At 64.4% G+C, this 24,214-nt stretch carries 24 protein-coding genes, 1 tRNA gene and 1 pseudogene; 16 read left to right on the forward strand and 10 right to left on the reverse strand.

Going from position 1 to position 24,214, the window contains the following annotated elements; genetic code table 11:
- Positions 1 to 11 precede the first annotated feature (11 nt).
- Complete coding sequence (locus tag DSM104635_RS00130; RefSeq protein WP_158764237.1) at positions 12 to 1,151, forward strand: hypothetical protein; 1,140 nt, start codon at positions 12 to 14, stop codon at positions 1,149 to 1,151.
- On the opposite strand, the gene DSM104635_RS00135 is transcribed toward DSM104635_RS00130, so the two are convergent.
- The 3 genes from DSM104635_RS00135 to DSM104635_RS00145 are packed head-to-tail and all read right to left on the reverse strand — an operon-like array spanning position 1,148 to position 2,591.
- Positions 1,148 to 1,678, reverse strand: coding sequence for a DUF1254 domain-containing protein (locus tag DSM104635_RS00135; protein WP_158764238.1), 531 nt, complete (start codon positions 1,676 to 1,678; stop codon positions 1,148 to 1,150). The two genes, DSM104635_RS00130 and DSM104635_RS00135, sit on opposite strands and share 4 nt — an antisense overlap.
- A complete protein-coding gene (locus DSM104635_RS00140; protein WP_158764239.1) occupies positions 1,675 to 2,256 on the reverse strand; it encodes a DUF1214 domain-containing protein in 582 nt (193 codons plus the stop codon). Before DSM104635_RS00140 ends, DSM104635_RS00135 begins: the two co-directional genes overlap by 4 nt.
- Positions 2,257 to 2,291: 35 nt before the next feature.
- On the reverse strand, positions 2,292 to 2,591 hold the full coding sequence (locus DSM104635_RS00145) for a BolA family protein (RefSeq protein WP_228445778.1): 300 nt from the start codon (positions 2,589 to 2,591) through the stop codon (positions 2,292 to 2,294).
- A gap of 42 nt (positions 2,592 to 2,633) precedes the next feature.
- Between DSM104635_RS00145 and DSM104635_RS00150 the strand changes: the two genes are divergently transcribed.
- The 4 genes and pseudogenes from DSM104635_RS00150 to DSM104635_RS20115 all read left to right on the forward strand — a co-directional run bounded on the left by DSM104635_RS00150 (position 2,634) and on the right by DSM104635_RS20115 (position 6,508).
- Positions 2,634 to 3,257 (forward strand): J domain-containing protein, encoded by a 624-nt coding sequence (locus DSM104635_RS00150; protein WP_158764240.1) that lies wholly within the window; start codon positions 2,634 to 2,636, stop codon positions 3,255 to 3,257.
- Positions 3,258 to 3,333: 76 nt separating this feature from the next.
- Positions 3,334 to 4,317, forward strand: a complete 984-nt coding sequence (gene cobS, locus DSM104635_RS00155; protein ID WP_407703500.1) for a cobaltochelatase subunit CobS — start codon at positions 3,334 to 3,336, stop codon at positions 4,315 to 4,317.
- 21 nt (positions 4,318 to 4,338) lie between these two features.
- Positions 4,339 to 5,214: pseudogene (locus tag DSM104635_RS20110) on the forward strand (polysaccharide pyruvyl transferase family protein); the annotation flags it as partial.
- 1,003 nt (positions 5,215 to 6,217) lie between these two features.
- On the forward strand, positions 6,218 to 6,508 hold the full coding sequence (locus DSM104635_RS20115) for a 2OG-Fe(II) oxygenase (protein ID WP_407703501.1): 291 nt from the start codon (positions 6,218 to 6,220) through the stop codon (positions 6,506 to 6,508).
- Positions 6,509 to 6,541: 33 nt separating this feature from the next.
- Here the strand turns inward: DSM104635_RS20115 and DSM104635_RS00170 are convergent, their stop codons facing one another.
- Entirely contained in the window at positions 6,542 to 6,961 is a 420-nt protein-coding gene (locus tag DSM104635_RS00170) for a lysozyme inhibitor LprI family protein (protein ID WP_158764241.1), read from the reverse strand.
- A gap of 120 nt (positions 6,962 to 7,081) precedes the next feature.
- On the opposite strand from DSM104635_RS00170, the gene cobT reads away from it, so the two are divergent.
- Positions 7,082 to 8,971: a cobaltochelatase subunit CobT gene (gene cobT, locus DSM104635_RS00175; RefSeq protein WP_158764242.1), complete on the forward strand. Its 1,890-nt coding sequence runs from the start codon at positions 7,082 to 7,084 to the stop codon at positions 8,969 to 8,971.
- Entirely contained in the window at positions 8,971 to 9,960 is a 990-nt protein-coding gene (locus DSM104635_RS00180) for an esterase-like activity of phytase family protein (RefSeq protein ID WP_158764243.1), read from the forward strand. Before cobT ends, DSM104635_RS00180 begins: the two co-directional genes overlap by 1 nt.
- On the opposite strand, the gene DSM104635_RS00185 is transcribed toward DSM104635_RS00180, so the two are convergent.
- Entirely contained in the window at positions 9,924 to 10,643 is a 720-nt protein-coding gene (locus DSM104635_RS00185) for a site-2 protease family protein (RefSeq protein WP_158764244.1), read from the reverse strand. The genes DSM104635_RS00180 and DSM104635_RS00185 overlap by 37 nt on opposite strands.
- Positions 10,644 to 10,940, reverse strand: coding sequence for a 50S ribosomal protein L28 (gene rpmB, locus DSM104635_RS00190; protein ID WP_158764245.1), 297 nt, complete (start codon positions 10,938 to 10,940; stop codon positions 10,644 to 10,646). It abuts the gene before it with no gap.
- 192 nt (positions 10,941 to 11,132) lie between these two features.
- Between rpmB and DSM104635_RS00195 the strand changes: the two genes are divergently transcribed.
- From DSM104635_RS00195 to DSM104635_RS00215, 5 genes are all read left to right on the forward strand, one after another.
- The gene (locus DSM104635_RS00195) at positions 11,133 to 11,924 is read left to right on the forward strand and encodes a DUF3108 domain-containing protein (RefSeq protein WP_158764246.1); all 792 of its coding nucleotides are present in this window, start codon (positions 11,133 to 11,135) and stop codon (positions 11,922 to 11,924) included.
- A 250-nt stretch (positions 11,925 to 12,174) separates the two neighbouring features.
- On the forward strand, positions 12,175 to 14,694 hold the full coding sequence (locus DSM104635_RS00200) for a helicase-related protein (protein WP_158764247.1): 2,520 nt from the start codon (positions 12,175 to 12,177) through the stop codon (positions 14,692 to 14,694).
- Positions 14,691 to 14,984 carry a S4 domain-containing protein gene (locus DSM104635_RS00205; RefSeq protein ID WP_158764248.1) on the forward strand — a complete coding sequence of 98 codons (294 nt, stop codon included), beginning with the start codon at positions 14,691 to 14,693 and terminating at the stop codon, positions 14,982 to 14,984. Before DSM104635_RS00200 ends, DSM104635_RS00205 begins: the two co-directional genes overlap by 4 nt.
- A 52-nt stretch (positions 14,985 to 15,036) precedes the next feature.
- Positions 15,037 to 15,378, forward strand: a complete 342-nt coding sequence (gene fdxA / locus DSM104635_RS00210) for a ferredoxin FdxA (protein ID WP_158764249.1) — start codon at positions 15,037 to 15,039, stop codon at positions 15,376 to 15,378.
- A gap of 240 nt (positions 15,379 to 15,618) precedes the next feature.
- The gene (locus tag DSM104635_RS00215) at positions 15,619 to 16,146 is read left to right on the forward strand and encodes a CarD family transcriptional regulator (RefSeq protein ID WP_158764250.1); all 528 of its coding nucleotides are present in this window, start codon (positions 15,619 to 15,621) and stop codon (positions 16,144 to 16,146) included.
- 61 nt (positions 16,147 to 16,207) lie between these two features.
- Here the strand turns inward: DSM104635_RS00215 and dinB are convergent, their stop codons facing one another.
- A complete protein-coding gene (dinB, locus tag DSM104635_RS00220) occupies positions 16,208 to 17,452 on the reverse strand; it encodes a DNA polymerase IV (RefSeq protein WP_158764251.1) in 1,245 nt (414 codons plus the stop codon).
- Between the two features lie 196 nt (positions 17,453 to 17,648).
- Here dinB and DSM104635_RS00225 point away from each other — a divergent pair, with 196 nt between their 5' ends.
- The 3 genes from DSM104635_RS00225 to relB are packed head-to-tail and all read left to right on the forward strand — an operon-like array spanning position 17,649 to position 19,207.
- Positions 17,649 to 18,533, forward strand: coding sequence for an RNA polymerase factor sigma-32 (locus DSM104635_RS00225; protein WP_158764252.1), 885 nt, complete (start codon positions 17,649 to 17,651; stop codon positions 18,531 to 18,533).
- Between the two features lie 58 nt (positions 18,534 to 18,591).
- Entirely contained in the window at positions 18,592 to 19,008 is a 417-nt protein-coding gene (locus DSM104635_RS00230) for a hypothetical protein (RefSeq protein WP_158764253.1), read from the forward strand.
- Positions 19,001 to 19,207: a type II toxin-antitoxin system RelB family anti-toxin gene (gene relB, locus DSM104635_RS00235; RefSeq protein ID WP_158764254.1), complete on the forward strand. Its 207-nt coding sequence runs from the start codon at positions 19,001 to 19,003 to the stop codon at positions 19,205 to 19,207. The genes DSM104635_RS00230 and relB overlap by 8 nt, the downstream gene beginning before the upstream one ends.
- Here relB and DSM104635_RS00240 read toward each other — a convergent pair.
- Together DSM104635_RS00240 and DSM104635_RS00245 are read right to left on the reverse strand one after the other, a co-directional pair.
- Positions 19,195 to 20,034, reverse strand: a complete 840-nt coding sequence (locus DSM104635_RS00240; RefSeq protein ID WP_158764255.1) for a thermonuclease family protein — start codon at positions 20,032 to 20,034, stop codon at positions 19,195 to 19,197. The genes relB and DSM104635_RS00240 overlap by 13 nt on opposite strands.
- A 47-nt stretch (positions 20,035 to 20,081) precedes the next feature.
- Positions 20,082 to 20,158 (reverse strand) — tRNA-Arg (locus tag DSM104635_RS00245).
- Positions 20,159 to 20,275: 117 nt separating this feature from the next.
- Between DSM104635_RS00245 and DSM104635_RS00250 the strand changes: the two genes are divergently transcribed.
- A complete protein-coding gene (locus tag DSM104635_RS00250; protein WP_158764256.1) occupies positions 20,276 to 22,105 on the forward strand; it encodes an NAD-binding protein in 1,830 nt (609 codons plus the stop codon).
- On the opposite strand, the gene DSM104635_RS00255 is transcribed toward DSM104635_RS00250, so the two are convergent.
- Complete coding sequence (locus tag DSM104635_RS00255) at positions 22,102 to 24,162, reverse strand: PhoX family protein (RefSeq protein WP_158764257.1); 2,061 nt, start codon at positions 24,160 to 24,162, stop codon at positions 22,102 to 22,104. The two genes, DSM104635_RS00250 and DSM104635_RS00255, sit on opposite strands and share 4 nt — an antisense overlap.
- Between the last annotated feature and the right edge of the window lie 52 nt (positions 24,163 to 24,214).

The following is a 24,214-nucleotide window of genomic DNA, read 5'->3' on the forward strand; positions in this document are numbered from 1 at the left end:
ACAATGGGGCCATGACAAACCTTGTCCGCTTCCTGGCTGCCAGTGCGGCGCTGTTCCTATTCGCCGCACCCGCCGAGGCCCAGCGCACCAACTGGCAGGTTCGTGGCGCGGAGGGGTTGGATGCGCTGTTGCTGATCGGGGCGGCGTCCGGCGACGTGATGCAGGCGACGCAATATCCGGACGAAATCGCCTGGGTGCGGAGCAATTTCTCGCCTGAGGGACTCGCGGCGCTCGACGCGTTGGATCGTGGCTTGCGCCAAGCCGATGGTACGCTGACGGGGCCGCGCCTCGTTCTGTATTTTTCCGCTGGGCCGTTCGACACGGTGGATGACGTGCTGGCGTCGGCGCGAGCGCCGGCGGAACGATTGCGCCCGAATTTGGAGCCGACACCGTATTGGGATGACGCGGATTGGTCAGCGACGATGGCGCTGATGCCGGCGGTGGAGACCGCGTTGCTGGAGTTGCGGCGCATCGGTTTTGAGCAGCGCTACGAAACCGAATGGGTGGGCGAGATCAATGAGGGGATCACGCGCAACCGCGTCGCGGTCGAACCTCATGACGTTGTCCCAGAGCAGGAACGCTTGTTGGGGCGCACCTTGGACCGAACGCTGGAAGTCCTAATCCTGCGGTTTTGCAAGCCATACGGCATACGCATTACTGGCCAGCGCTTCATCACGCACGAAAGCTATCCGGCGGAAACGCAGCTGCGCGTGGCGGCGCATGAAGTGTTTCATCCGCCGTTCGATGTTGAAGATTGGCGCTTCGTCGCGCGGTTCGCGCGGCTGCGCGACGATCCGTGGATGCGCGCGGTGGTCGAAACCCACAATCCGCAGTTCGGCTATAACTCGTTCGACGGCATCATCAACGAAGACTCGACACAGGCGCTCGATCAAATCGTTTCAGAGCGCATGGGCTTCGGGCGCGATCCGGGCGATCGGTGGCGGCGTTCGGACGGCGGCATGCATATGCTGGCGGCGGCGCTTTACCACGCCATGAAGGAAGACGGTTTTGATCGGCGTGGCGGGCGTTACGAGGACTGGCTCCTCAGCGCGTTCGATCGGGGCTTGCTGACGCCGGACGAAGTGCGCCGCCGTGCGCGCGCGGTTGTCGGCGCTGAAACGGTGGATCGCTGGACTCCCGCCGCACCCTAAGACGCTGGCGTCAAGCTCGCGACGCTGGCGCAGACGTCTTCGCGCGCGACTTGCGCGGCGGCGTTGTAGTTTCCTAGATCGGGCGCGAGGCGGCGGATTAGCGCGATGCCGCGTCCGCTGGGGCTTTCCACCACCATTGACGCGCCTTCCGGATGCGGCCGGCCTGCGCGCACCACTGTGATCTCGGCCCCGTACCGCGCTTCACGATCGTCGATGACGAAGAAGTTGTCGCTGTTGTCGGCATAAAGCGAGAGCGACCAATAGGCGTTCCAGGGCGTTGCGGTGATCACAACCGGCCCGTCGCTCAGATCGTATGAGCAAGCGGAGTACGCAAAGTCGGGCGAGGGGCGTACGATCTGGCGCGACAGCGGCGTGACGCGGTCGGCGAACTGCCACTGATTGGCGCCCGCGCCGCTGACCCGCTTGATCGCGACATTCATCATCACGCGCGGCGCGGCGTGGATGAAAGCGAAATGGCTGATCACCGCGATGGCGAGCGCCGCCCAGATGTACTTGCCGATGTTCATGCCGCTTCTCCCGCACAGGAGATGCGGGTGAGCTGCGGCAGCGTTTCTTCATTGGGCCGGAAGTCTCGCTGCGGATTGTAGACGCGGAGCGTGAGTGAGAAATTGCGCCGCGCCTCGCGGGAGGAGAGCCAGTACGTCGCGTCGCCGCGCACCGGCGCTATGCGCGCGCTCCAGCGGCCGGATGGAATGTGCGAGGCGTCGATCGAGGCGGCGTGGTCGCTGTTTTGCGCGAGGTAATTGTCATCAGCGTAGAGCGTGACCGACCACCAGCGTGCGTCGAGTTCACGTCCGGTAAGCTCGTAGATACAGCTTTCGCTGAGCGGCTCGCCGCGATCGTCACGGTCGAGGTTGAAATAGATCGCCTCGCGCGACGACAGCGCCAGTAAGCCGACGCGCGCGACGATGGCGCGTGTATAGGGATCAGCCGCAGTCGAGCCCGTGGCGCGATTGGTTGTCCATTGGCCGACCTCTTGGCCAAAGCTTGCGCCGCCAATCGACATCGCGCCCCACGCCGACGCCGCGCCAAGCGCTACGCCGGCGAGCACCGCCGCCATCCATGCCAGGACGCGCCGAAGCATGCCCTTTGTCCCCGCTCTTTCGGCGCCGCCTGTTCTCAGGCGGAACCTGCCTCAGCGGGTGTTTTGAGGTCGAGCGAGAGCGCATGCAAGCCCGTGTCGAACTCTTCATGGAGCGCCTGGTAAACAAGCCGTTGCCGCGCGACGCGGTTCAGCCCTTCGAAAGCTGTGGAAACGAGCGAAAGCTTGTAGTGCGTTTCGCCGCCTGGGCTTGCGCCGGCGTGGCCCGCGTGAAACCGCGATTGGTCCTGTAATTCGAACACACTTGGCGTGAACGCAGTTTTAAGCAGCGTTTCCATGCGCTCGAAGCGCGAAAGATGCGTTTTGTTGTCTGTCAATTCCTTGTCCGCTTAACACTTGGCGCCCATACTCGCCCTCTCATGGCAGAGACCTTCGCCTATCGCCCGAAGTTCGTCGACATCCGCGTCAAGAAACCTGGCGCGGGTGCGGTCGCGCGCGAGCCGGCCGAGCGGCCTTGCGACCATGTAGGATGCAAGCACGTCGGCAGCCACAAGGCGCCCAAGGGCCGCGATCACGAAGGTCAGTTCTGGCACTTCTGTGCGTCGCATGCGGCCGAGTACAACAAGCGCTGGAACTACTTCCAAGGCATGAGCGACGCCGAGCTCGCCGATTACAGGAAGAAGGAAGAGACAGGCCATCGCCCGACCTGGACCTTCCGTGGCGGACGGGGCGATCGGCTCGCCGCGGCCACGCGCGGCTTCCAAGCCGGACGGAAGGCAGATCCGTTCGGCATGTTCGGCAGCGGCGCGGCAAGCGCCGGCCCGGCCCCGAAAACCCGGCGCCGTTTGACGCGGCTGCAGGCACTGGCGCTTGAGGCGATGTCGTTGGACGAAAATGCCGACCAGGCCGCGATACGGGCGAAGTACGCCGAGCTGGTGAAACGCTGGCACCCTGATTCCAACGGTGGTGACCGTGGGGCAGAGGTGAGCCTGCAGAAGGTGCTGAAGGCGTACCAGACGCTGAAAGCCGGCGGGCTGGTCTGACCCCCGTCAATTCGCCGCTTTTCTCCGGATGCTGCGGCGCGGTAAGCTAGAGCTTATTCCCAGCTATCGAGACCACATGACAGCCGCCGACGACCTTTTGACCGCCAAGCCTGACAAGACGGTCTCCGCCCGTACGTTCGGCGTCGAATCCGACATGAAGATTCCGGCCTTCTCGAAGAAGACCGAGTACGTGCCGGAGCTGGACGACGCCTACCGCTTCGATCCGCAGACGACGTTGGCGATCCTGGCGGGCTTTGCGCACAACCGCCGCGTCATGGTGCAGGGCTATCACGGCACCGGCAAATCCACGCACGTGGAGCAGGTGGCCGCGCGGCTGAACTGGCCGATGGTGCGGATCAATCTGGATAGCCACGTCAGCCGGATCGATCTCGTCGGCAAGGACGCGATCGTGCTGAAGGACGGCAAGCAGGTTACCGAGTTTCGCGAAGGCATGCTGCCGTGGGCGCTGCAGCGGCCGGTGGCGATTTGCTTCGACGAATACGACGCCGGCCGGCCGGACGTGATGTTCGTGATCCAGCGCGTGCTGGAAGCGAGCGGCAAGCTCACGCTGCTCGATCAGAACCGCGTCATCAGCGCCAACCCATTCTTTCGTCTGTTCTCGACGACGAACACGATCGGCTTGGGCGACACCACCGGCCTCTATCACGGCACACAGCAGATCAACCAAGGCCAAATGGACCGTTGGTCCGTTGTGACGACGCTGAACTATCTCGATCACGACGCTGAAGCGGAAATCGTGACGGCGAAGGCGCCGGCCTACAACACGCCGGAAGGCAAGCGCACGATCATGGCGATGGTGCGGGTGGCTGACATGACGCGGAACGCGTTCATGAATGGCGACATCTCGACGGTGATGAGCCCGCGCACCGTGATCACGTGGGCGCAGAACGCTGAGATTTTCGGCGACGTCGGCCTGGCGTTCCGGATGACGTTCTTGAACAAATGCGATGAACTGGAACGGCCGACGGTGGCTGAGTTCTATCAGCGCGCCTTCGGCGCCGACCTGCCGGAAGCGGCGACACGGGTGAAGGTGGCTTAGATCGTCGCCGGGAGCGGGGCTATGGCTGACGACTTTCAAATAGGCATCGCGGGGACGTTCGATCTTCAGAACTTTGGAGATCTGCTGTTTCCGTTGGTCGCGGAAGCGGAGCTGAGCAAGCGCCTCGGCGCTGTAAAAATTCGCCCATTTGCGTACGCTGCGAAGGCCAGGCCCGAATGGCCATTCGATGTCGCCTCGGTCGTTGATCTTCCCGATGCGGTCGCCGACCTCGACGCCATGTTGATCGGCAGCGGCCATATCGTTCGCTTCGACAAATCGATCGCACCGAACTACGCGCCACCCAACGCTGATGTGCATCATCCGACAGGTTATTGGCTGATGCCGGCGCTTATGGCGCAGCAACATGGCGTGCCGGTGGTGTGGAATGCGATTGGGTCCTATGGCCCCACGCCGGCATGGGCCGAGCCGCTGATGCGCACGGCGCTGGACGAAAGCGCCTACATCGCCGTGCGCGATGAGGATGCCTTCAATACTTTGGCGCCACTGGTGAACGGCAAGACGATCAGTCGCGTGCCGGATACGTGCTTTGGCGTTTCCGCTCTCGTGGATGGCGCGCGGCGATCGCCAGAGTACGAAGCAATACGCGAAGCGCTCGGCCTCGATGAACCTTATATTTTTGTGCAGGCAACGAACCGTCTCGAAGCGTTCGGCGCGTTCATGCGCCAGCACGGCGATCGGTTGAGCGTGAAGAAGGCAATCGCCGTTCCGGTCGGCCTGGTGTTGGGCGACAGCAACGATCAGGTCGGCCGATTGTTCGATGGCCTGATGACGTTGTCGCATTGGCCTTCACCGGTGGCGCTCGCGGAACTCATTGCGGACGCACGAGCGGTCGTCGGCACGAGCATGCACATGGCGATCACGGCGCTTTCGTTCGGCGCGCCGGTATTTCGTCCGGCCAGCGCGTGGGGCAAGTACGCTGTACTGTCGCAGCATGATTCCGTTTTTGAGTTTCCCGAGACGGGCGTCATCGATCCAGATTGGTTTGAGGCCTGCCTCCAGCGTAGAGGACCCGGCGCCAAAGCGCTCGCGAACAAACTCGCACTCGAGCGATATTGGGATCACGTCGCGTCTATCGTGAAGCGGCCACGTGATACGTCGAAACGAGCGAATGCCGTGCTTAGCGGGTTCGGTCCACGTTTGCCGTTCGCCTTGGAGCTTCAAGCTGATCTCGAGCGCGGACTTGAAGCTGCGCGAGCGGATCTTGTAGGCGCCCTGGCGGGACTTGAAGGCACGCAGCAGGCCGTTGAAGCCGCGCAGGAGAATGCACGCGCCCTTGAGGCAGCGATTCAGGAGTTCGCGAGTCGCCTGGAGGCGCAAAGCCTCGAGGTTGGCAGGCTCAATCGCGAAGCCGAGGCGTTGCGCGCGCGTGCCGCCGCGGATGCGGCCTATTTGGCCGCCATGCAGAAGTCGACCTCGTGGCGCGTTACGGCGCCGCTGCGGTGGGCGAAGTCGAGGCTCGACGGCTCGGTGGGCGCCGAGAGCTCCATTCTGAAGTTTTCGGCGATTGCGGAGGAGCAGCTGAAGCGCGATCCGTTCGATTGGGCGTTCGCTAACAATGTGTTCGCCAGCTCGGATGCGCGTGCGCTCGCGCAGAGCTATCCGCACGACCAATTCAAAACAGTGAAGGGCTATGACGGCGAGAAGGGCTACGAGTACGAAGCCCGCGCGCTGATTCATATGGGACAGGACGAAATCGCGTTTGCCGATGGGCTCAGTGCGCAATGGCGCCGACTGGCGCGAGACCTCCTGTCGCCAAACTACCGCCAAGCTGTCAGTTCGCTGACGGGGCGCGATCTGACGTCTGCGCCAATGGAAGCTTACGTCTGCCATTTCGGCGCCGGCGCCGCTGGGCCCGCACGTGGACCTTCGCGAGAAGATCATGACCCATGTATTTTACTTCAACGAAGTTTGGGATTCAGAGGATGGCGGGTGCCTCAACATCCTGCGTTCGAAGGACATGAACGATCGAGTCGCGGAAGTGGCGCCCATCGTGGGCAACACTTCGATTCTCGTGCGGTCAGACACGTCGTGGCACGCGGTTTCGAAGGTGAAGCCGGGGACGGCCTCGCGCCGCAGCATGAACGTCATATTCTATCGCGATGGCGCGGTGAGTACAATGTGGCCGCCGGGTGAAACACCCTCGCTTCATGACTATCGGCCAGCGGCATGATGAGCGCCGAGGTCTCAGCGCTCATCACACAATCTACCGCGCTGCTAGCACAGCTTCCGCGTCACGCAGCTCTTCAGTGCGATCTTCGATTTGTTCCAGCAAGCAGCCACGCACCAGGGACTGGCGCATGCGCGATCCAACGTCTTGTTGCGTCAGGTAGCGGCATTCGGCGTCGCGGAACGTGATCCACGAGCGTTCGCTGACGCGGAGTGCTTCTTCCTGACCATACCAGCCACGGACGCGTCGATCGTTGCGATCATCGGCGCGGGCATCGGCGATGCGACGCTGGTACACTTGGTTCAAGCGGCGGTCAGCGGCAGCCAGTTGGGCGGCGGTCGCAGGGCCGAATTCGTCGGCGCCGCGGCCACGGCGATTGTCCTGGGCTTGGGCGCCTACGGTAAGAGCGCCGCCGAGCAGGGCGACGGCGACCAGCGTCGAGAATGTCTTGCGCATGTGAATTTCTCCTTCGTGGAGCCAACGCCGCGTCAACCGGCGCGTTCCGATCACAAGCGCGACACCAATTCGCGCACGGCGCTGTTCCCGGCGTGCGCGTAACGGGCTAAGCAGAAATCGATGTCCGCGAAGGAAACCCCGGCCGAACTGTTCAAGCGCTCGCTGGCGCAGACCACACGCGCGTTGGCGGGGGCGGAGGACGAGTTGGAAGTCACGTTCGGCGCCGAAGGGCCACGCTTGTCGCCGGGCAAGATCGTGTTGCCGCATCCGCCGCGTGTGATCTCGGACCCGGAAGCGGAGCGTCTGCGCGGGCAGGCCGATGCGTTGGCGTTGCGCGTCGCACACCACGATGAGGCCGCGCACAAGCGCTTGTCGCCGGTGCGCAACGTCGATGCGCGCGCGGCGTTCGACGCGATGGAGGAGATGCGGCTGCAGGCGCTGGGCGCCAATGCGTTGAAGGGCGTGTCGAACAATCTGACGGCAGTGCTGGCGGATCAGTATTCGCGCAAGGTGCAGGCGTCGGCGAAGGGCATGCCGCTCACCGATGCGCTGGCGCTGTTGGTGCGCGAACGGCTGACGGGACTGAAGCCGCCGGCCTTCGCGGCGGAAGCCGTTGACCTATGGCGGCCTGAGATTGAAGCCAATGCGGGCCAAGTGCTGAACACGCTCTCCGGCGCCGCGGAAGATCAAGAAAAATTTGCGCGCATCGCGCATCAGGCACTGCGCGATCTGCATCTGATGGAGAAGGACGTCGAAGGCGACGACGATCCTGACGACGACAGCCAAGGCGGAGAGAACGAACAACCGCCGCCGCAGGCCGATAATTCCGAAGGCCACGACGAGCAGGAGCAAGACGCGCCGTCCGATGTCGAAATGCTCGACAGCGATGTCGATATCGACACCGACCGCACCGTTTCGGTCGAGACCGATATGGATTCCGACGAGCAGGACGAGTCCGACCAGGATGATCCCGGCGATAAACCGATCCGGCCCAAGATGCGCAACGAGCCGGAAGATCCGAACGCGCACTACAAGGTGTTCACGCGCACGCACGACGAGATGATCACGGCGGAAGAGCTCTGCGACGGCGAGGAGTTGGCGCGGCTGCGCGCCTATCTCGATCAGCAGCTAAAGCCGCTGCAAAGCGTCGTCGGCCGGCTCGCCAACCGGCTGCAACGGCGGCTGATGGCGAAACAGAACCGCGCCTGGAGCTTCGATCTGGAAGAGGGCGTGCTCGATACGGCGCGGCTGACGCGCATCATCGTCGATCCGATGTCAGCGCTCACGTTCAAGCAAGAAGAGGACATGCCGTTCAAGGATACGGTTGTCACATTGCTGCTGGATAATTCGGGCTCGATGCGCGGCCGGCCGATCATGGTGGCGGCGCTCTGTGCGGATATTCTCGCGCGCACGCTGGAGCGCTGCGGGGTGAAGGTGGAAATCCTCGGCTTCACGACGCGTGCGTGGAAGGGCGGGTCGTCGAAAGAGAATTGGCTGCAAGCCGGGCGTCCGCCGCAGCCGGGGCGGCTGAATGATTTGCGCCACGTGATTTACAAAAGCGCGGACGCGCCGTGGCGGCGCGCGCGGCGCAATCTCGGTTTGATGATGCGCGAGGGGTTGTTGAAGGAGAACATCGATGGCGAAGCGCTGTTGTGGGCGCATGATCGCCTGATCGGACGACCTGAGCAGCGGCGCATCCTAATGGTGATCTCGGACGGCGCGCCGGTGGACGATTCAACGCTGTCGGCCAATCCCGGCAACTATCTCGAACGCCATTTGCGCGCCGTGATCCATTGGCTGGAGACGCGTTCGCCCGTCGAGCTGATCGCCATCGGCATCGGCCACGATGTCACGCGATACTACAAGCGCGCCGTCACCATCACCGACGCCGAGCAACTCGGCGGTGTGATGACTGAAAAGCTCGCGGAACTGTTCGACGAACCCGCCGGCGAGGATCGTCCGCCGCCGCGTTCGCCGCGAGAGCAACGCCAGCGCATGCAGGTGGCGTAATGCGCGCGCTTGTGCTGGCGCTGCTGCTTTCCGCGTGCATGCAATCGAGCGCGATCACCGTGCCGGAGCAATGGCGGGCGTTGCAGATCACCGCGACGCCGATCGATCTCGGTGTCGAGCAAGTCGGCCGTCTGCGTTTTCGCGGCGGTTTGGTGCTGACGTCAGAAGACGCCGAGTTGGGCGGCCTTTCCGGCATCGAGGTACTCGACGGCAATCGCGTGCTGATTCTGAATGACGACGCTGAGTGGTTCGAAGCGCAGTTGGTGCTCGATGAATCCGGCACGCTCGTGGGGTTCACCGATCTGCGCTACGCGCTGGCGCTGAACGAACGCGGCGATTGGTTTCTGAACGAGGACACCGGCGATTCCGAAGGGCTGACGCAATTGCTCGATGGGCGTTTCGCGGCGAGCTTTGAAGGCACGCAATCGATCCGCATCTTCGATATGAATCGCGATGGCCCGTTCGGGCCATCGGGCTTTGGCCCTCCGCTCGCGGGCACGGAAGGCTTGCCGGCAAACGCCGGTCTGGAAGCGATTGCGACATTGTCGGATGGTTCGTTGCTCGTCGGCGCCGAAGGCGGTGAACGCGCCCCGACGCCGCTGTGGCGCGTGCCGCTCGATGCGACCACACCGGCAGAACCGCTGATCGGCTTTCCGCTGGAGTTCGGCTATTCGCTCACGGGACTAGATCGCATGCCGGGCGGCGGCATCGTCGCGTTGCAGCGTTTCTATGCACCCGTCATCGGCGCCCGTGCCCGCATTTCTTACTTCCCCGAGAGCGCGTTGAACGCACGCGGGGAGACTCTGCCGGAGGTGGAAGAGTTGGGCGTGATCGCGCCGCCGATACCGGTCGACAATTTCGAGGGCATCGCCACGGCGCGGATGCCGGATGGAACGACGCGCATCTACATTGTGTCGGATGACAACTATAACAGCCGCCAGCGCACGTTGATCTACGCGTTCGACGTGGTGTCCGAAGCGCCGCGCTGACGATCGTATTGTGCCGCTCGCAGCTCGGCCCAGGCTGCGAGGCCCAGCAGGCCGGCGATGAACACAGTCCAGAGCAATTCCTGCCAGATCGCGTAGGCGATCAACGCCGCCGCTAGGAGCAGGCCGGTGATAGCGGTGACGATGCGCGCGGTGTTGCGCTGCATGATGTAGCTCAGCGCCGCGCGCAGGATGTGGCCGCCATCGAGCGGAAAGCCGGGGAGCAGATTGAACAACCCAAGCATCAGGCTGATGACGCCGAACGTGTTGAGCGCGTTGAGAAACCCAATGCCCTCCGGCGCCATTGTCGGCGCGAGCAATGGCAGCAGTGACGCAACCAGCACGTAGCTCGCCAGATTGGCGCCTGGTCCAGCGGCTGACACCGCGATCTCCTGCCAGCCATGTTTCGGCTGGCTCGCGAACTGCACGTAGCCGCCGAAGAACGTGAGCACGATGCGACGGCTCGGAATCTTGAGCGCCGCCGCCATCGCGGCGTGACCGAACTCGTGAATGATGATCGCCGCGAAGATAACGCCGACGAAGATGAGCGCGCTGACAAACTCGCCAGCGCCACCACGCAGTACAGCGGAGCCGACGACATAAAGCGCCAGCAACAAAAACGTCGGTTCAACTAAGACAGGTGCGCCGGCGAACGAGCCGATGCGAAGGCCGCTCTCGCGCGCCACCTAGGCGGCGACGGTTTCGCTAAGCTTCTTCTTCAGATTGCGGCGGATCTTGGCAGCGCGCGTGGAGAGCTGCTCTTCCTTCGCCTTCAGCAGATAGCCGTCGAGGCCGCCGCGGTGATCAACCGAGCGGAGCGCCGCTGCGGTGATGCGGAGCTTGTAGGATTGGCCCAGCGCATCGCTCGACAGCGTGACGTCGACGAGGTTCGGCTTGAACTCCCGCTTGGTCTTGATGTTGGAGTGGCTGACTTTGTGGCCAATCTGGCGATTGACGCCGGACAGCTCGCAGCGGCGGGACATGGGATTACGCTCTCAAACGCGGAAAAATGAAGGGCGGACGCTTACGGGAAAGGCCGCCCAGGGTCAAGGCGGCCTAGCGGTAGGGGGTGGCTTCCACGAAACAGCCCCAATTGGTTCATGGCGGGATCACAAGCGGGGGGTTAGGTGTTGCCGCTGCCTAAGCCGTATGGGCGGAAAAACAGGGTTGTTTCCATGAGATCGCTGGCCGTCGCTTTGGCCCTAGGATTGGCCGCGCTGGCGGGCTCCGCCTCGGCGCAGAGCGCTAACCGCACGTTCGTGGGCCAGTATGACGTCCACGCCCGCGGCGTTCTGGCCGGCCGGTTCGACTACCGGTTCACTCAGACCGGAAATAGCTACACGGCGACGGCCAATCGCGAAATGACAGGCTGGGTCGGGGCCGCGCTCAACCGCAGCCAGGACTATCGCTACGCCGTGCGTGGTACGATTGGCGCCAACGGCGCGCTGCGTCCGAGCGCTTATGAACACCAAGGCGGACGGCGCCGCGATGACCGGCCGAATGGCCGACTTATCCGCGCAGCCTTCACCGCAGATGACGTCGTGACGACGGCTCAACCCGGCAATCCGAACATGGGCGACCCGCCGGCCACAGCTGCCCAGCGGCGCGGTGTTGTTGATCAGCTCAGCGCCATTGCGACGCTTCTGACCTCGTCCGCGGACCCATGCTCGCGCACTTTGAATGTCTACATGGACGGTCGCGCGCGCTTCGACTTCGTGCTTTCGCCGAATGGCACGGTGAACGTCAATTCCGCGGCCTATCGCGGGCAAGCGGTGCGCTGCAGCGTCCAATTCCGTCCGATCGCCGGGTTCGGCGAGCCGCCGGAAGCTGCGACGCTGACCTTCCTGTTCGCCCGCACGACGAGCGGCATGTACGCGCCGCTGACCATCGAAATGCCGGCGGACGGTGTTGGGGTGGTGCGGCTCGAAGCGCGCCGCCTGACCGTCAACGGCACGGCGCTGCGCTAAGGCTCGTTGGCCTCAAGAAATGAAGGGCGCGCTGGCTTACCGCCGGCGCGCCTTTTGGTCTTGTGTGCTACTTAAGTGTTAACCACTAGATGTGGCCGTGAACGAGCGAAGAACGAATCAAACACAGTGATTCGCGATTGATTCGTTCTTGTTCCCTTCTGCTCACCGTTTGTCCTGAGCTTTACTCACCGGCTCCCCACCAGCGGAGCTTCGGCTTGAAATAGCCGTGAGACCGACCCATCGTTTTACCATGGCTGCGCGCGCCCGAGGCCGGGCGAACATCAAAGCGGTGTTGGGTCCCACCAACACCGGCAAAACCCACCTCGCGATCGAGCGCATGCTCGGCCACGCCAGCGGCATGATTGGTCTGCCGCTACGGCTGTTGGCGCGGGAGGTTTACGACCGGGTCGTGAAGGCCAAGGGCGAGACGGTCGCGGCGCTGATCACCGGCGAAGAGAAGATCGTCCCCGAGACCGCGAAGTATTTCGTCTGCACCGTCGAAGCGATGCCGCAGGACCGCGCGGTGGAGTTCGTCGCCATCGACGAAATCCAAGTCGCGCGCGATCTCGACCGCGGTCACGTCTTCACCGACCGCATTTTGAACGCGCGCGGCTTTGGCGAAACCATGCTGCTGGGCGCCGACACCATGCGACCGATGGTGAGGAAGCTGTTGCCCGACGCAGAGATCACGCGACGCGAGCGGATGTCGACGCTGAAATATGTCGGCGCGCGCAAGATCACCAAGCTGCCGAAGCGCTCTGCCGTCGTCGTGTTCTCGGCGGAGGAGGTTTACGCCATCGCTGAGCTGTTGCGACGCCATCGCGGCGGCGCGGCCGTGGTGATGGGCGCGCTTAGTCCGCGCACGCGGAACGCGCAGGTGGCGCTCTATCAGAGCGGAGAGGTGGATTTCCTCGTCGCGACCGATGCGATTGGCATGGGCCTGAACATGGACGTCGATCACGTCGCCTTCGCTTCGCGGCGCAAGTTCGACGGCCATTCCTGGCGCGATCTGCGGCCTGACGAAATCGCGCAAATCGCCGGACGCGCGGGGCGGTTCACGCGGGATGGGGATTTTGGGGAGACCGGTGAGTGCGAGCCGTTCGATGAGGAAATCGTCGAGCGGGTGGAGAACCATGAGTTCGAGACCATCGAGGCGGTGCAGTGGCGCAGCGATACGCTGAACTTCAGCACGGTGCCTGCGCTGATCGCGTCGCTGGAAACGCCGCCGTCGCAACCTGGGTTGCTGCGGGTGCGCGGCGCTGATGACGAAATGGTGCTGCGCCGCTTGGCCGACGATCTCGATATGATGGATCACGTGCGCGGGCCGGATGATGTGCGCCGTTTGTGGGAAGCGTGCCAGCTGCCGGATTTCCGCAAGCTGTCGAAGGACGAGCACACGCAGCTTGCGGCGCGCATTGCGGGCTACATCGTCGTGAAGAAGGGCCGTGTGCCGAGCACGTGGATCGCGGCGGAGCTCGATAAGCTCGATCGCGCCGAAGGCGATCTCGACGCGCTGCAGGCGCGCTTGGCGCAGGTGCGGACTTGGACGTATGCCGCGAGCCGTTCCGATTGGCTCGAAGACGCCGACGAATGGCGCATGCGTACGCGCGCCGTGGAAGACAAGCTCTCTGACGCGCTGCACGAGGCGCTGACGCAACGCTTCATCGATCGCCGTACGTCGGCGCTGCTTAAGGGATTGAAGCGCGAGGACGCGCTGCTCGCCGGCGTCTCGGAAGAGGGCGAGGTTACCGTCGAGGGGCACTTCGTTGGTCAGCTCGAAGGCTTGGAGTTCAGGCCCGACCCACGCGCGAACGGTCTCGAAGGCCGGGCGCTTCGCAACGCTGCGCTTCGTGCGCTGCGGCCGGAAGTGTCACGCCGTCTCGCGCGGATCGCGGCGGCTGCGGACGCCGACATCAGTTTGGGCCGCGACGGGCGTGTCTGTGTTGATGGCGCGGCCGTGGCGCGCCTGGCGCCGGGGCAGCCGGTGCTGAAGCCGCGCCTGGTCATGATCGGCGCGGATACAGCGGGCGGCGTTGAGCGCAACGCGGCGCACGAGCGGCTGGAATTGTGGCTGGCGCAAACAGTCGCCGCGGATCTGCGGCCGCTGGTGGCGTTGGAGACGGCTTGGCGGGAAGGGCGCTTGCCGGCCAACGCGCGTGGCTTGGCGTTCCGCTTGATCGAAAACGCCGGCGCGCTGGATCGCGTCACCGAGGACATTGAGATCGACGCTGAGGCGGAGGCTGTTCTGAAGCGCTACGGCGTTCGTGTTGGCCGACATTCGGTGTTCATGCCGCAACTGGTGCGCCCGCGCGCGGCGGCGACGCTCGCGGTGCTTTGGCATTTTGCGCACCCCGGCAAAACCCAGTCCGTGTTCCTGGCGCGGCCTGGCGCGCTGTCTGTACCGTTGGAACGGCCACGCTCGTGGGGCGAGTGCGCTGCTGCCGGTTTCCGCGCCTGTGGCCATGTCGCGGTGCGGCTTGATCTGGTCGAGCGGCTGGCGGAGTCGATTGAGCAACAGCCGGACCAGCTGGAGCCGATGCTTGCGCGCATTATTGGTCGCCCGGCGCGCGAGCTCGGCGGCGTGCTGATGGCGCTTGGCTATCATAAAGCGCCACCGGTTGAGGGCGCGCCGTCGCAGTGGCGGCATGCTTTGCGCCGCCGCAAGCGCAAGCCGCAATCAGCACAGCCTGACAATGCCTTTGCTGAACTCGCCAACCTGTTGCCGCCATCCGAAGCGCCGCCGCGCCGGCGGCGGAGTAAGACCGCATGAACGGCGAGGCGCGGCAACGCGTCGATGTCTGGCTGGTTCGCGCGCGGTTCGCCAAGACGCGCGCCGCCGCTGCGCGGCTCATCACTGAAGGCGGCGTGCGGCTCGAGCACAACGGTCAGCCGCGCCGGATTGAAAAGCCAGCGGTCGAACTCGCGCCCGGCGATATTCTGGTTTTGCCGCTACGCGGCGCGCTGCGAGCCATTCGCATCGAAGCGCTCCCAGCACGCCGCGGCCCCGCCGCCGAAGCGCGCCAGCTTTACAGCGAACTTGACGCAGAGCGGCTCGCTTGACGCTGCGCGCGCCTCCAGCCATGTCAGCCGCGCGGAAATTGGAACCCGGGCAATGACCTACATCGTCACCGACGCGTGCGTGAAATGTAAGCTCATGGACTGCGTGGAAGTCTGCCCGGTCGATTGCTTCTACGAAGGCGAGAACTTCCTCGTCATCCACCCGGACGAATGCATCGATTGCGGCGTGTGCGAACCCGAGTGCCCGGTCGACGCCATCAAGCCGGACAGCCAGGACGAACCCGACGGCAAGTGGCTCAAGGTGAACACCGAGTTTTCCAAGACCTGGCCGAACATCGTCGTCAAGGGCACGCCGCCCGCGGACGCGGATAGTTTCCGGGACGAAAAGGGTAAGTTCGAGAAATACTTCTCAACCGAGCCCGGAAGAGGCGACTGATCGAGCCCCGGCTCGCGGCCTTCCGAAACGCCTAAAACTGTGGTATACAATGCCCCAGAACAGGGACGCGCCCGTCGTGTCCGGCAGTTGGATCGCTTAGCCGCGCCAAAATCAGTGCTTCGCAGAGGAAAATGAGGTCGGACAGGCCAGATCTGTCCGTTTTTCATTCGTGCGGGCTGAATTGACGCAGGGGAAGCCCCATCTGTGACAACAACAAGATTGGGACCAGGAGTTCACCGCATGCAAACCGCCACGACGCCGAGTTCTTTCCGACCGGGTGACCATATCGTCTATCCGGCGCACGGCGTTGGCCGCGTCATGGGCGTGGAACAGCAATCGGTGGCTGGCTTGGCGCTGGACGTGTTCGTGATCTCGTTCGAGCAGGACAAGATGACCCTTCGGGTTCCCACCGCGAAGGCGAAGTCCTGCGGCATGCGCCCGCTCGCCTCCGGCGAAGTGGTCGATCAAGCCATGAAGACGCTGCAGGGCCGCGCCCGCATTAAGCGGACGATGTGGTCGCGCCGCGCCCAAGAATACGAAGCCAAGATCAACTCGGGCGACTTGGTGTCGATCGCCGAAGTGGTCCGCGACCTTCACCGCGCTTCCGACCAGCCGGAGCAATCCTATTCCGAGCGCCAACTCTATGAGAGCGCGCTGGACCGGATGGCTCGCGAACTGGCGGCCGTGGAAAAGGTCAGCCGCGATGACGCGGTGCTGAAGGTGACGAACTCGCTGGCGTCGAAGAAGCAAACCGCCGCCGCCGCCTAAGCCGCGCGACAAAGCTCATGCGAAAGGCCGGACGAGAGTCCGGCCTTTTTGCTTTTGTGGCTCAGAGATCCTTCTCGGCCAGGCTGCGGAAGTCATCCGGCACTGAGCTCAGCGAGCCGAGCGCCGCTGACGCATACGTCACCGCCTCCGCGCCGAAGCGATCGCGGATCGCGTCCATGGCGCGATCGGCGCGGCCGCGCGCCATGCCCTTGCGCGTGCCGGGGCGCAGGCCGTCGTCGGCGAGCTTGAAGGGAAGCTCCAGCTGCAAGACGGACTCGCCGAGATGCGAAGCGGAGATGGCGAGGAGGGAGATAGTCCGCTCGTCGGGATAGTCGCGCAGCACGCTGCCGACGAGGTCGATCGCGATCTCGGCCAGCATGGTCGTTGCCGAAATTGGCGCCGGCAACGTGATGGCGCGTGTGACGGCGCGCATATCGGCAAATCGCACGCGCACGGTCACGGTGCGGCACGGGCGATCTTTCGCGCGCAAGCGTCGCGCTATGCGCTCTGCCAAATGGAGCAAAACGGGCCGAAACACCTTCTCCGTTGCCGGTTTTCTACCCAGCGCGGATTGCGCGCCGGCGGATGTGGCGCGGCGATGGGTTTGGATTTCGCGCGGGTCTTTGTTCCAGGCGAGCGCGGTGAGTTTCCGGCCAACGGCTTTGCCGAGCAAGCGCTGCATCGCTTGCGGTGAGGATTGCGCGAGTTGACCAATTGTCTCGATGCCGTTGGCGGCGAGGCGCTCCTTGGTCGCTGGCCCCACGCCCCACATCAGCTCGACGGGCAAATTGTGCAGGAATTCGAGTTCGGTGTTGGGATCGACGATCACCAAGCCATCGGGCTTCGCGACTTGCGAGGCGATCTTCGCCAGGTGCTTGGTGCGCGCGACGCCGATCGATATCGGCAAGCCGAGCTCAGCACGGACACGCGCGCGAACGGTCTTTGCAATTTCGCCGGGCGCACCAAACAGCTGCGTTGATCCGCCGACATCCGCGAACGCTTCGTCGATCGAAATGCGCTCAACATCCGGCGTGTAGTCGCGCAACACGTCGATCGCCGCGTCGCCGAGGCGTTGGTATTCGGTGAAATGTCCACCGGTGAAGATGAGGTCGGGGCAAAGCTCCCGCGCGCGCCGGCCCGGCATGCCGCTCCGCACCCCGAACGCGCGCGCTTCGTACGACGCCGCCAGCACAACGCCGCCGCCGACCGCGATCGGCTTGCCGCGCAGCGCCGGATTGAGCAGCTGCTCGACCGATGCGTAAAACGCGTCCAAGTCCGCATGCAGGATGGCGCTGACGACTTCCATGACGCCTCTTTTCGAGATCGGAACATAAAGAGAACATCGTCTCGCAGTCAACCGCGTCGCCGCTCATCGCAATCACTGCGCGCGGACCCTGTTTCCTTGGCGCCATCGGGCTACCTCATGCGTTTCCACCCTTGCGGGGCGGCATCTGCCGCAGCCGGCGCATGAACCTGTCGCGGGCTCGCACGTAAGGGACCATATGGCGCTCACCGAAACCCTCGATCTCCGCCGTGGCTCACAGCGCTTCATGCGCGCCGCGATGAAAGCGCCGCTGCTGGCCGCCGATCACGAGCGCGATCTAGCGCTGCGCTGGCGCGATTTCGGTGACGAGCGCGCGTTGCACGAGCTGATCACAGCTTATCTCCGTCTCGTCATCGCCATGGCCGCGCGCTTCCGCCACTACGGCTTGCCGATGAGCGATCTTGTGCAGGAAGGCAGCGTTGGCTTGATGCAAGCTGCGGCGCGGTTCGAGCCGGAGCGTGAAGTGCGGTTCTCGACGTACGCGACGTGGTGGATTCGGTCGGCGATGCAGGATTTCGTGCTGCGCAATTGGTCGATCGTGCGCACCGGCACGACGTCGGCGCAGAAATCGCTGTTCTTCAATCTCCGCCGCTTGCGCGCAAAGATCGGCGACATTGGCGATAGCGGCATTAGCGCCGACGCGCGCACGCGCGTCGCGCATGCGCTGAACGTGCCTGAGCACGATGTTGAATCGATGGCCGCGCGGATGTCGGCGCCCGACCGCTCGCTCAACGCGCCGCTGACGGAAGAGGGCGATGGCGAATGGCAAGACTTGCTCGCCGCAGAAGGCGCCGATCCTGAAGCCGAAACCATGATCGCGCATGACACCATCGCGCGCGCCGATCTTGTCCGCGAAGCTTTGTGCGATCTGTCTGACCGCGAACGTCTCATCATCCGCGAGCGCAAGTTGGAAGAAGAGAGCGTGACGCTGGAAGCGCTGGGCGCTCGGCTCGGTATCTCTAAGGAGCGCGTGCGCCAGATCGAAGGCAACGCGCTGGAGAAACTGCGTCGCGCACTGATCGCACGCGTTGGCGATCCGGTGGCCGCGGGGTACGTCGGTTAGTGCTTGACAGCGTGTAACCTCTAGGTATCATATCACCCGTAGGTTACATGGGTGAACGATGAACAATCCTGAGAAAACAGTGACGCGGCGCCGGCGCGCCGTCACCGCGGGGGCGGCCGTTCTGCTCGCCGTGTTCGCGACGGCGATGACGGTCGCGCCCGCGGAGACATTGCGCAATGTCGATATCGTTCGCACCATCGGCTTTGTCGTTCTGGCGCTTGTGCTCGCTGTGCGCTCAACAACAGCGTTCAGCTTTGTCGGCCGCAATGCCGTGTTGGATGACGAACTTACCCGCGCCAACCGTGCCAGCGCTGCGCTCGTCGGTTTTTGGTCGATGTTCGTCGCCGCGCTTGCAGTGCTGGTGGCGAGCTTCTTCGAAACGGTGGCGCCGATGCAGATCATCCCGGTGATCATCGGCATTGGGGCCGTCACGGCAGCGTTGCGGTTTGTCGTGCTGGAGGGGCGGGGTGGCTGAGCCAGGGCTCGGCAGCAAACTCAAAGACGCGCGCTCGGCGGCAGGCCTTACACAAGCTGAGCTGGCCGAGCGTGTCGGCGTTTCGCGCAAGACGATCAATACGGTCGAGAACGGGGTGTTCATTCCGTCGACCTTGCTGGCGCTGAAGTTGGCCAAGGCGCTAAAATGCAAAGTCGAGGATTTGTTCTATCTCGATTGACCGACGGGCAGCACTTCGAGCTGCGACGAATGATCCAGGCAGAGCTGCGGCTCGTCGCGGAAAACGCCGAGCGGCCCGCGTACGCGGATGCGGGCGCCGGTGAGCGAGGCAAGCGCGGGACCATCCCATCGCGCGAAGCTTTCGCCGAACACGACGACGGAGAAGGGCGTCTCCGCCGGCGCGCCCTGCAACCGCAGAGAAGCGCGCCGGTCGAACACGCGCGCGTCGGCCACTTCCGCATCCACGATCCGATAGGGCGCCGCGCCACGCAGACAAGAGATGTCGGCCGCGATCGCTTGCGCTGCCGCCGCGCGCGCCGAGAGCGCGCTGTACTCGCGCCGACCCCAAAGCCCGCGCTCGGCTTGGCGCGCTTGCGCTTCCAGCGCTATCAGCTCGGCGCTGCGCGCATGATTGTCGTGACGGGGGCGCACGAACGCAGCGCCACGCGACACCATTTCGTGCTGCAACCAAAACCAGCGCCCGCCCTCGCTCTTCACGAACACATGCGCGATGGCGGCCTCGTCTGGGACTTCGGTTTGTCCTTCGCGCGGGCGAGGGACCCAGCGCCGCGCCCCGCCATAAGCCAGCAGCACCTCGCGGTGCAACGCCAGCGCTTCCAGTTCACCTTGCGCCTGAGCCGCGTAAGCATCCTCACCGCGCGGCGCGTCCATCTCCGCCAAGAACACGCGCAGTCCTGAGTCCAATTCCAGCGTATCGCCCGCATAAGCGCGCACGACGCGCCCCGTTTCTCCGCGTTCGAGCGGCCCGAGTTGTGGCCCGCACGCTGCGAGCAACACAAGCACGGCAATAGCAATCGCCTTCCGCATCGTGACTCCCCGCGTGGCCTGCCACCCGAAGCCTGAAGGGCGAAGGGTGGCGACCCCGGAGAGATTCGAACTCCCGACCATCTGCTTAGGACGCAGCAGCTCTATCCAGCTGAGCTACGGGGCCAACCGTGGCGGAGAGCTAGGGAAAACGCAGGCTCCTCGCAACCAGTTTGACGCTGGACGCGTACAAAGGGGCGGACCATCATGGGCCGCCGCTGGGGACGCCGGGGAGAGCCAAGAAATGGCGCATCGTTACGCCAATATGTGGTCGCGGGTGGCGTCAAGGCTCACCGCAATCGCGCATACGCGCGCCGGCGCGTTTCGTTGGGGCGTGTTTGTGGTGCTGTCGCTGATCTGGATCGGCGGCGGGCTGTATTACTGGCGCGATCAGGGCGTGCTGGAAGCGCTCTACCTCACCGTCAGCGCCGTGGGCATGTGGGACCAATATTTCGGCGCGCGGGACGTAACGCTGCAAGTGGTGCGCTACGCCGCGCTGGCGGTGCCCGTCGTCGGCTTGCTGTTTGCGTTCTCAGGCCAGCTTGGCCGTTCGTTGGCGCGGCTGTTCAATCTGGGCGCCGCGCATCACATCGTCATCGCCGGCGATAGTCCGGCGGCGCTTTCGCTGGCCAACGATTGCCGGCGCTACAAAGACAGCGTGATCATCGTCGCGGAGGATCTGCCGAGCGAAACCGCTTTGGCTCTTCGCCGCAAGGGCGTCACCGTGCTCGAGGGCGACGCCAGGCAAATCGAAACGCTGCGCTCGGCGCGCGCCCATCACGCGGCGCACGTCATCGCGTTCGAGCCGGACGACACCGCGAACCTTCAGATCGAAGCATGCGTGCGGCGCCTGGTCGGCGATCAGCGCCGCAAGCCGCCGATTGGCGTCCACGTGGCGACACGGTCACCGATGCTGCTGAAGGAAGCCCGCGAAATGCGCTCGGCGCAAACACGCAAAGCGAAGAACGCGGTGGCGCCGCCCGTCGATCCCAAGCCGTTCTCGCTGGAAGAGATCGGCGCGCGCGCGCTGGTGCAGGCACAAAGCCAAACGATTCTTTCGTTGGCGAAGCAGCTCAACCAAGATCGCGTGCACATCGTCTTCTTCGGCTTCGACCAGGGCGGGGAGGCCGTCGCCGAGCGCATCCTGGTCAGCTTGTGGTCGGCGCACTTCGAAGCGCCGCGCATCACCGTGCTGGCGCCAAATCCGGAAGCTGTCGGCGCAGGCTTCCGTGCGCGCCACCGCGAGGCGTTTGCGCATCCGGACGTCTGGGCCGCCGATGTCGCTTTCATGCCGTTCGACTGGGACGCCGCCTCGATTGGCGCGGAACTGCTGGATCAAGTCGAAAGCCAACGCGGTAAGCCGACGGCGATCGTCGTCTCCACCGGAGCCGATCCCGGGAATATTCATCTTGCGCTTGCGCTGAAGCGGGCCTGCAACCGCGGCCTGCGCTGGCCCGCGCCGATCTTCATGCACGAGTCGAGTCAGTCCGAGTTCTCGCAGCAATACGCCAAGGGCGACGAGACCGAGGAGCTCGACGCATATCTGCAGGCGTTCGGCGCGCATCAAACCACGGCCACGCGCGCGCGCATCATCGAGGGCAATCTGGATCGCGGCGCGGCGGTTGCGCACGAGCATTACAACAAGGGCCTCGGCAAGCGCGACGCCATGAGCATGAAGGAGCTGCAGTCGGCAATGCGTGATTGGAGCGACGTGCTCGAAACCTATCGCGCCGCCAATCGTGCCGTCGCTGACGCCGCGATGACGAAAGCGTGGGACGCGGGCTGGCGGCCGGTGAAGAAAGGCGAGAAGGGCGATACGCAGCCCGCCGTCGCGCCCGAACTGATCGACCGCATGGCGCGGCGCGAGCATGATCGCTGGATGGCCGAGCGCTTGGTCTCAGGGTGGCGCCCGACGGCGAACGGCGAAGCGCGCGACAACGAGCTCATGATCCACAACAAGATTGTGCCATGGGAAGCGCTCAACGAGGACGATAAGAACAACGACGTCGTTCAAGTGCGCGCCGCCATGGACGTCGCGCGCATCATGCACAAGGACGGCTTCGCGCGGCGCTAATCGCCGATGCGGCCGCCATCATCGCGGGTGACGATCACGACTGCCGAACGCGGCCACGAATCGCCACCGTCCGGAAAGTGCGACGTCGCCGGTTCGCCGAGCCAGCGCAATTGTGAGAAGTCCGTCCCGGCGACATCGTTGGCGCCGGGATGTTGCACCGCGCAGAGGAATGCACGCTCATCCGGGGCCATCAGCGGCCCGCAGATCTCGCTGCCTACTGGACCGACGAGGAAGCGCTTCATGACGCGCGGTCCTTCGGCGTTCACCGGTGTGCAGAGCACGCTATCGTTACAATCGGCGAAGACGCTATCGCCGCCGTCGGTCGCGATCCAGACGCGATGGGTAGAGTCGATGAAGATGTTGTCGGGGCAAGCGAAGCGATCGCCTGAGATGGTCGGCGCGCCTTTGTAGGCGGTGGAGACGTGCGCCAGTGGTCCGCCGCGCGTCCGCGCCGTCAGCGCCATTGAGTTGGGATCGCCGGCCATGACGAACACATCCCAGAGGAATGCCTCCGCGGCGCAGTCGCCGCCGGCTTCGTCGATGCGCAGGATGTGGCCGGTGAGATTGTTCTGCGCGCTCGTCGGACGATCGCTCTCGCGGCGTGGACTGCCGGGATGTTCGAATCCGCGCTCAATATTGTTGGTGCACACGATCAGCACGGGGCCGAGCCCGCGCCAATTGGCGTCGCACACGGCTTCGACATCCTCAGGCCGGTCCATCGGCGTCGCACCGAGCAGCCGCGCTGCATCGCGGACGCGCACCAAAAGATCGCCCTCGTCGCGAAAGCGGATCGGCGATTCTTCGCGCTCGGCCGCGGCGTTCGCCGCCTCCAGCGTGATCGCCAGCCAGCGGCCTTGGCCGTTTTCGAGGAATTGCGCGCAGTAAAGCTGCCCATCATCGAGCAGATTCATATTGGCGCGCCGGTCGGCAGGGTTGAAACGTCCGCGCGAGACAAACTTGTAGACGTGCTCGTCGCGTTGATCGTCGCCCATATAGACGGCGACGCGCCCATCGGCGGCGAGCGCGGTCGTGGCGCATTCGTGCTTGCAGCGCCCGAGCGCGGTGCGTTTCTTCGGCGTGCTGCTGGAATCGTAGGGGTCGATCTCGGTCACCCAGCCATAGAGCGACGGCCCGCGCGGATTTTCCGCGATGTTGAACTGGCGCGGCGCGAGCGCTGCGGGAAAGCCGCCGGCGGGATAGGCGAACGAGCTTTCATCGAGCGCGAAGGCCGGGTCGTCAAAGCGCAACGGATCAAGCCCGCGCGAGGAGCCGACGAAGAAACCGTCGAAGTTTTCTTCCGCAGTGAGATAGGTTCCCCACGGCGTGTAACCGCCAGCGCAGTTCGCCATGGTGCCGCAGCGCACCGCGTCAGTGGGTGCGCCGCCTGGGTCAGGTTCGTTGGCGTTGACGATCCGCGCGGCTTCCGCGATCCACGGGTGCCGCGCCGCTGGGCCGGAAAACTGCACCGGCGTGAACGGCGTGATGCGTCGGTTTCGTCCAGCGCCTGGCGTCGCGTTGGTGATCGCGCGCCAACCTTCGCTGCGGCGCTCCAGTTCCACCACGCTCACGCCGACGGCAGCGTAGATCGCCGACACGTGCTCGGCGGTGAAGGCGCTCGGCGCGGTGATGGCCGGGTACATCAAGTCCGGCGTCGCGTATTCGTTGTTGGCGCAGAGGATCATGCGATCCTGGTCCTTCGCCGGCGGAAACGCGTAGGTCGCCGGAAATAGCGCCAGCATGTCGTTGTTTTGGCCGAAGCGCTGCTCTTGTTCGGCGCGCGTCAGCGTGTTCGGGTCGAACACCGGCGCCGCCGTATCGAACAACCGATCACCCCACGCGATCAGCTTGCGCCAGGAATAACCAGGCGGCAGCGAGATCGTGTCGGCGTTGGTTGCCGCCACCGGCGCGAAAGCGGGCGTCGTCGCGACGGTTGATGCGGCGCCCACGGCTGTCGGCGTTGTGCAGCCAGGCAGCGCGAGCAGCGGCGTTGCCACGAGCCCGCCAAGCACCGTGCGACGCGACGCCACGATGTCGTTGAAATGCTTGGCACGGCTCATCGAGAACTCACGGAATTTGCGGCTGGCTTATTCAGCCCACACGACAAATGCG

The organism is Terricaulis silvestris, from assembly GCF_009792355.1.
GTDB classification, from domain to species: Bacteria; Pseudomonadota; Alphaproteobacteria; order Caulobacterales; family Aquidulcibacteraceae; genus Vitreimonas; species Vitreimonas silvestris.

Excerpts from the sequence above, each read along its gene's own strand:
- DSM104635_RS00230 (WP_158764253.1), top strand. The coding sequence starts at position 18,592 with ATGAACAATCCTGAGAAAACAGTGACGCGGCGCCGGCGCGCCGTCACC.
- DSM104635_RS00205 (WP_158764248.1), top strand. The coding sequence starts at position 14,691 with ATGAACGGCGAGGCGCGGCAACGCGTCGATGTCTGGCTGGTTCGCGCG.
- dinB (WP_158764251.1), bottom strand. The coding sequence starts at position 17,452 with ATGGAAGTCGTCAGCGCCATCCTGCATGCGGACTTGGACGCGTTTTAC.
- DSM104635_RS00250 (WP_158764256.1), top strand. The coding sequence starts at position 20,276 with ATGGCGCATCGTTACGCCAATATGTGGTCGCGGGTGGCGTCAAGGCTC.
- DSM104635_RS00130 (WP_158764237.1), top strand. The coding sequence starts at position 12 with ATGACAAACCTTGTCCGCTTCCTGGCTGCCAGTGCGGCGCTGTTCCTA.
- DSM104635_RS20115 (WP_407703501.1), top strand. The coding sequence starts at position 6,218 with ATGACCCATGTATTTTACTTCAACGAAGTTTGGGATTCAGAGGATGGC.
- fdxA (WP_158764249.1), top strand. The coding sequence starts at position 15,037 with ATGACCTACATCGTCACCGACGCGTGCGTGAAATGTAAGCTCATGGAC.
- DSM104635_RS00195 (WP_158764246.1), top strand. The coding sequence starts at position 11,133 with ATGAGATCGCTGGCCGTCGCTTTGGCCCTAGGATTGGCCGCGCTGGCG.
- DSM104635_RS00255 (WP_158764257.1), bottom strand. The coding sequence starts at position 24,162 with ATGAGCCGTGCCAAGCATTTCAACGACATCGTGGCGTCGCGTCGCACG.
- DSM104635_RS00150 (WP_158764240.1), top strand. The coding sequence starts at position 2,634 with ATGGCAGAGACCTTCGCCTATCGCCCGAAGTTCGTCGACATCCGCGTC.
- DSM104635_RS00170 (WP_158764241.1), bottom strand. The coding sequence starts at position 6,961 with ATGCGCAAGACATTCTCGACGCTGGTCGCCGTCGCCCTGCTCGGCGGC.
- DSM104635_RS00215 (WP_158764250.1), top strand. The coding sequence starts at position 15,619 with ATGCAAACCGCCACGACGCCGAGTTCTTTCCGACCGGGTGACCATATC.
- rpmB (WP_158764245.1), bottom strand. The coding sequence starts at position 10,940 with ATGTCCCGCCGCTGCGAGCTGTCCGGCGTCAATCGCCAGATTGGCCAC.
- DSM104635_RS00180 (WP_158764243.1), top strand. The coding sequence starts at position 8,971 with ATGCGCGCGCTTGTGCTGGCGCTGCTGCTTTCCGCGTGCATGCAATCG.
- DSM104635_RS00240 (WP_158764255.1), bottom strand. The coding sequence starts at position 20,034 with ATGCGGAAGGCGATTGCTATTGCCGTGCTTGTGTTGCTCGCAGCGTGC.
- DSM104635_RS00225 (WP_158764252.1), top strand. The coding sequence starts at position 17,649 with ATGGCGCTCACCGAAACCCTCGATCTCCGCCGTGGCTCACAGCGCTTC.
- DSM104635_RS00200 (WP_158764247.1), top strand. The coding sequence starts at position 12,175 with ATGGCTGCGCGCGCCCGAGGCCGGGCGAACATCAAAGCGGTGTTGGGT.
- cobT (WP_158764242.1), top strand. The coding sequence starts at position 7,082 with ATGTCCGCGAAGGAAACCCCGGCCGAACTGTTCAAGCGCTCGCTGGCG.
- cobS (WP_407703500.1), top strand. The coding sequence starts at position 3,334 with ATGACAGCCGCCGACGACCTTTTGACCGCCAAGCCTGACAAGACGGTC.
- DSM104635_RS00140 (WP_158764239.1), bottom strand. The coding sequence starts at position 2,256 with ATGCTTCGGCGCGTCCTGGCATGGATGGCGGCGGTGCTCGCCGGCGTA.
- DSM104635_RS00135 (WP_158764238.1), bottom strand. The coding sequence starts at position 1,678 with ATGAACATCGGCAAGTACATCTGGGCGGCGCTCGCCATCGCGGTGATC.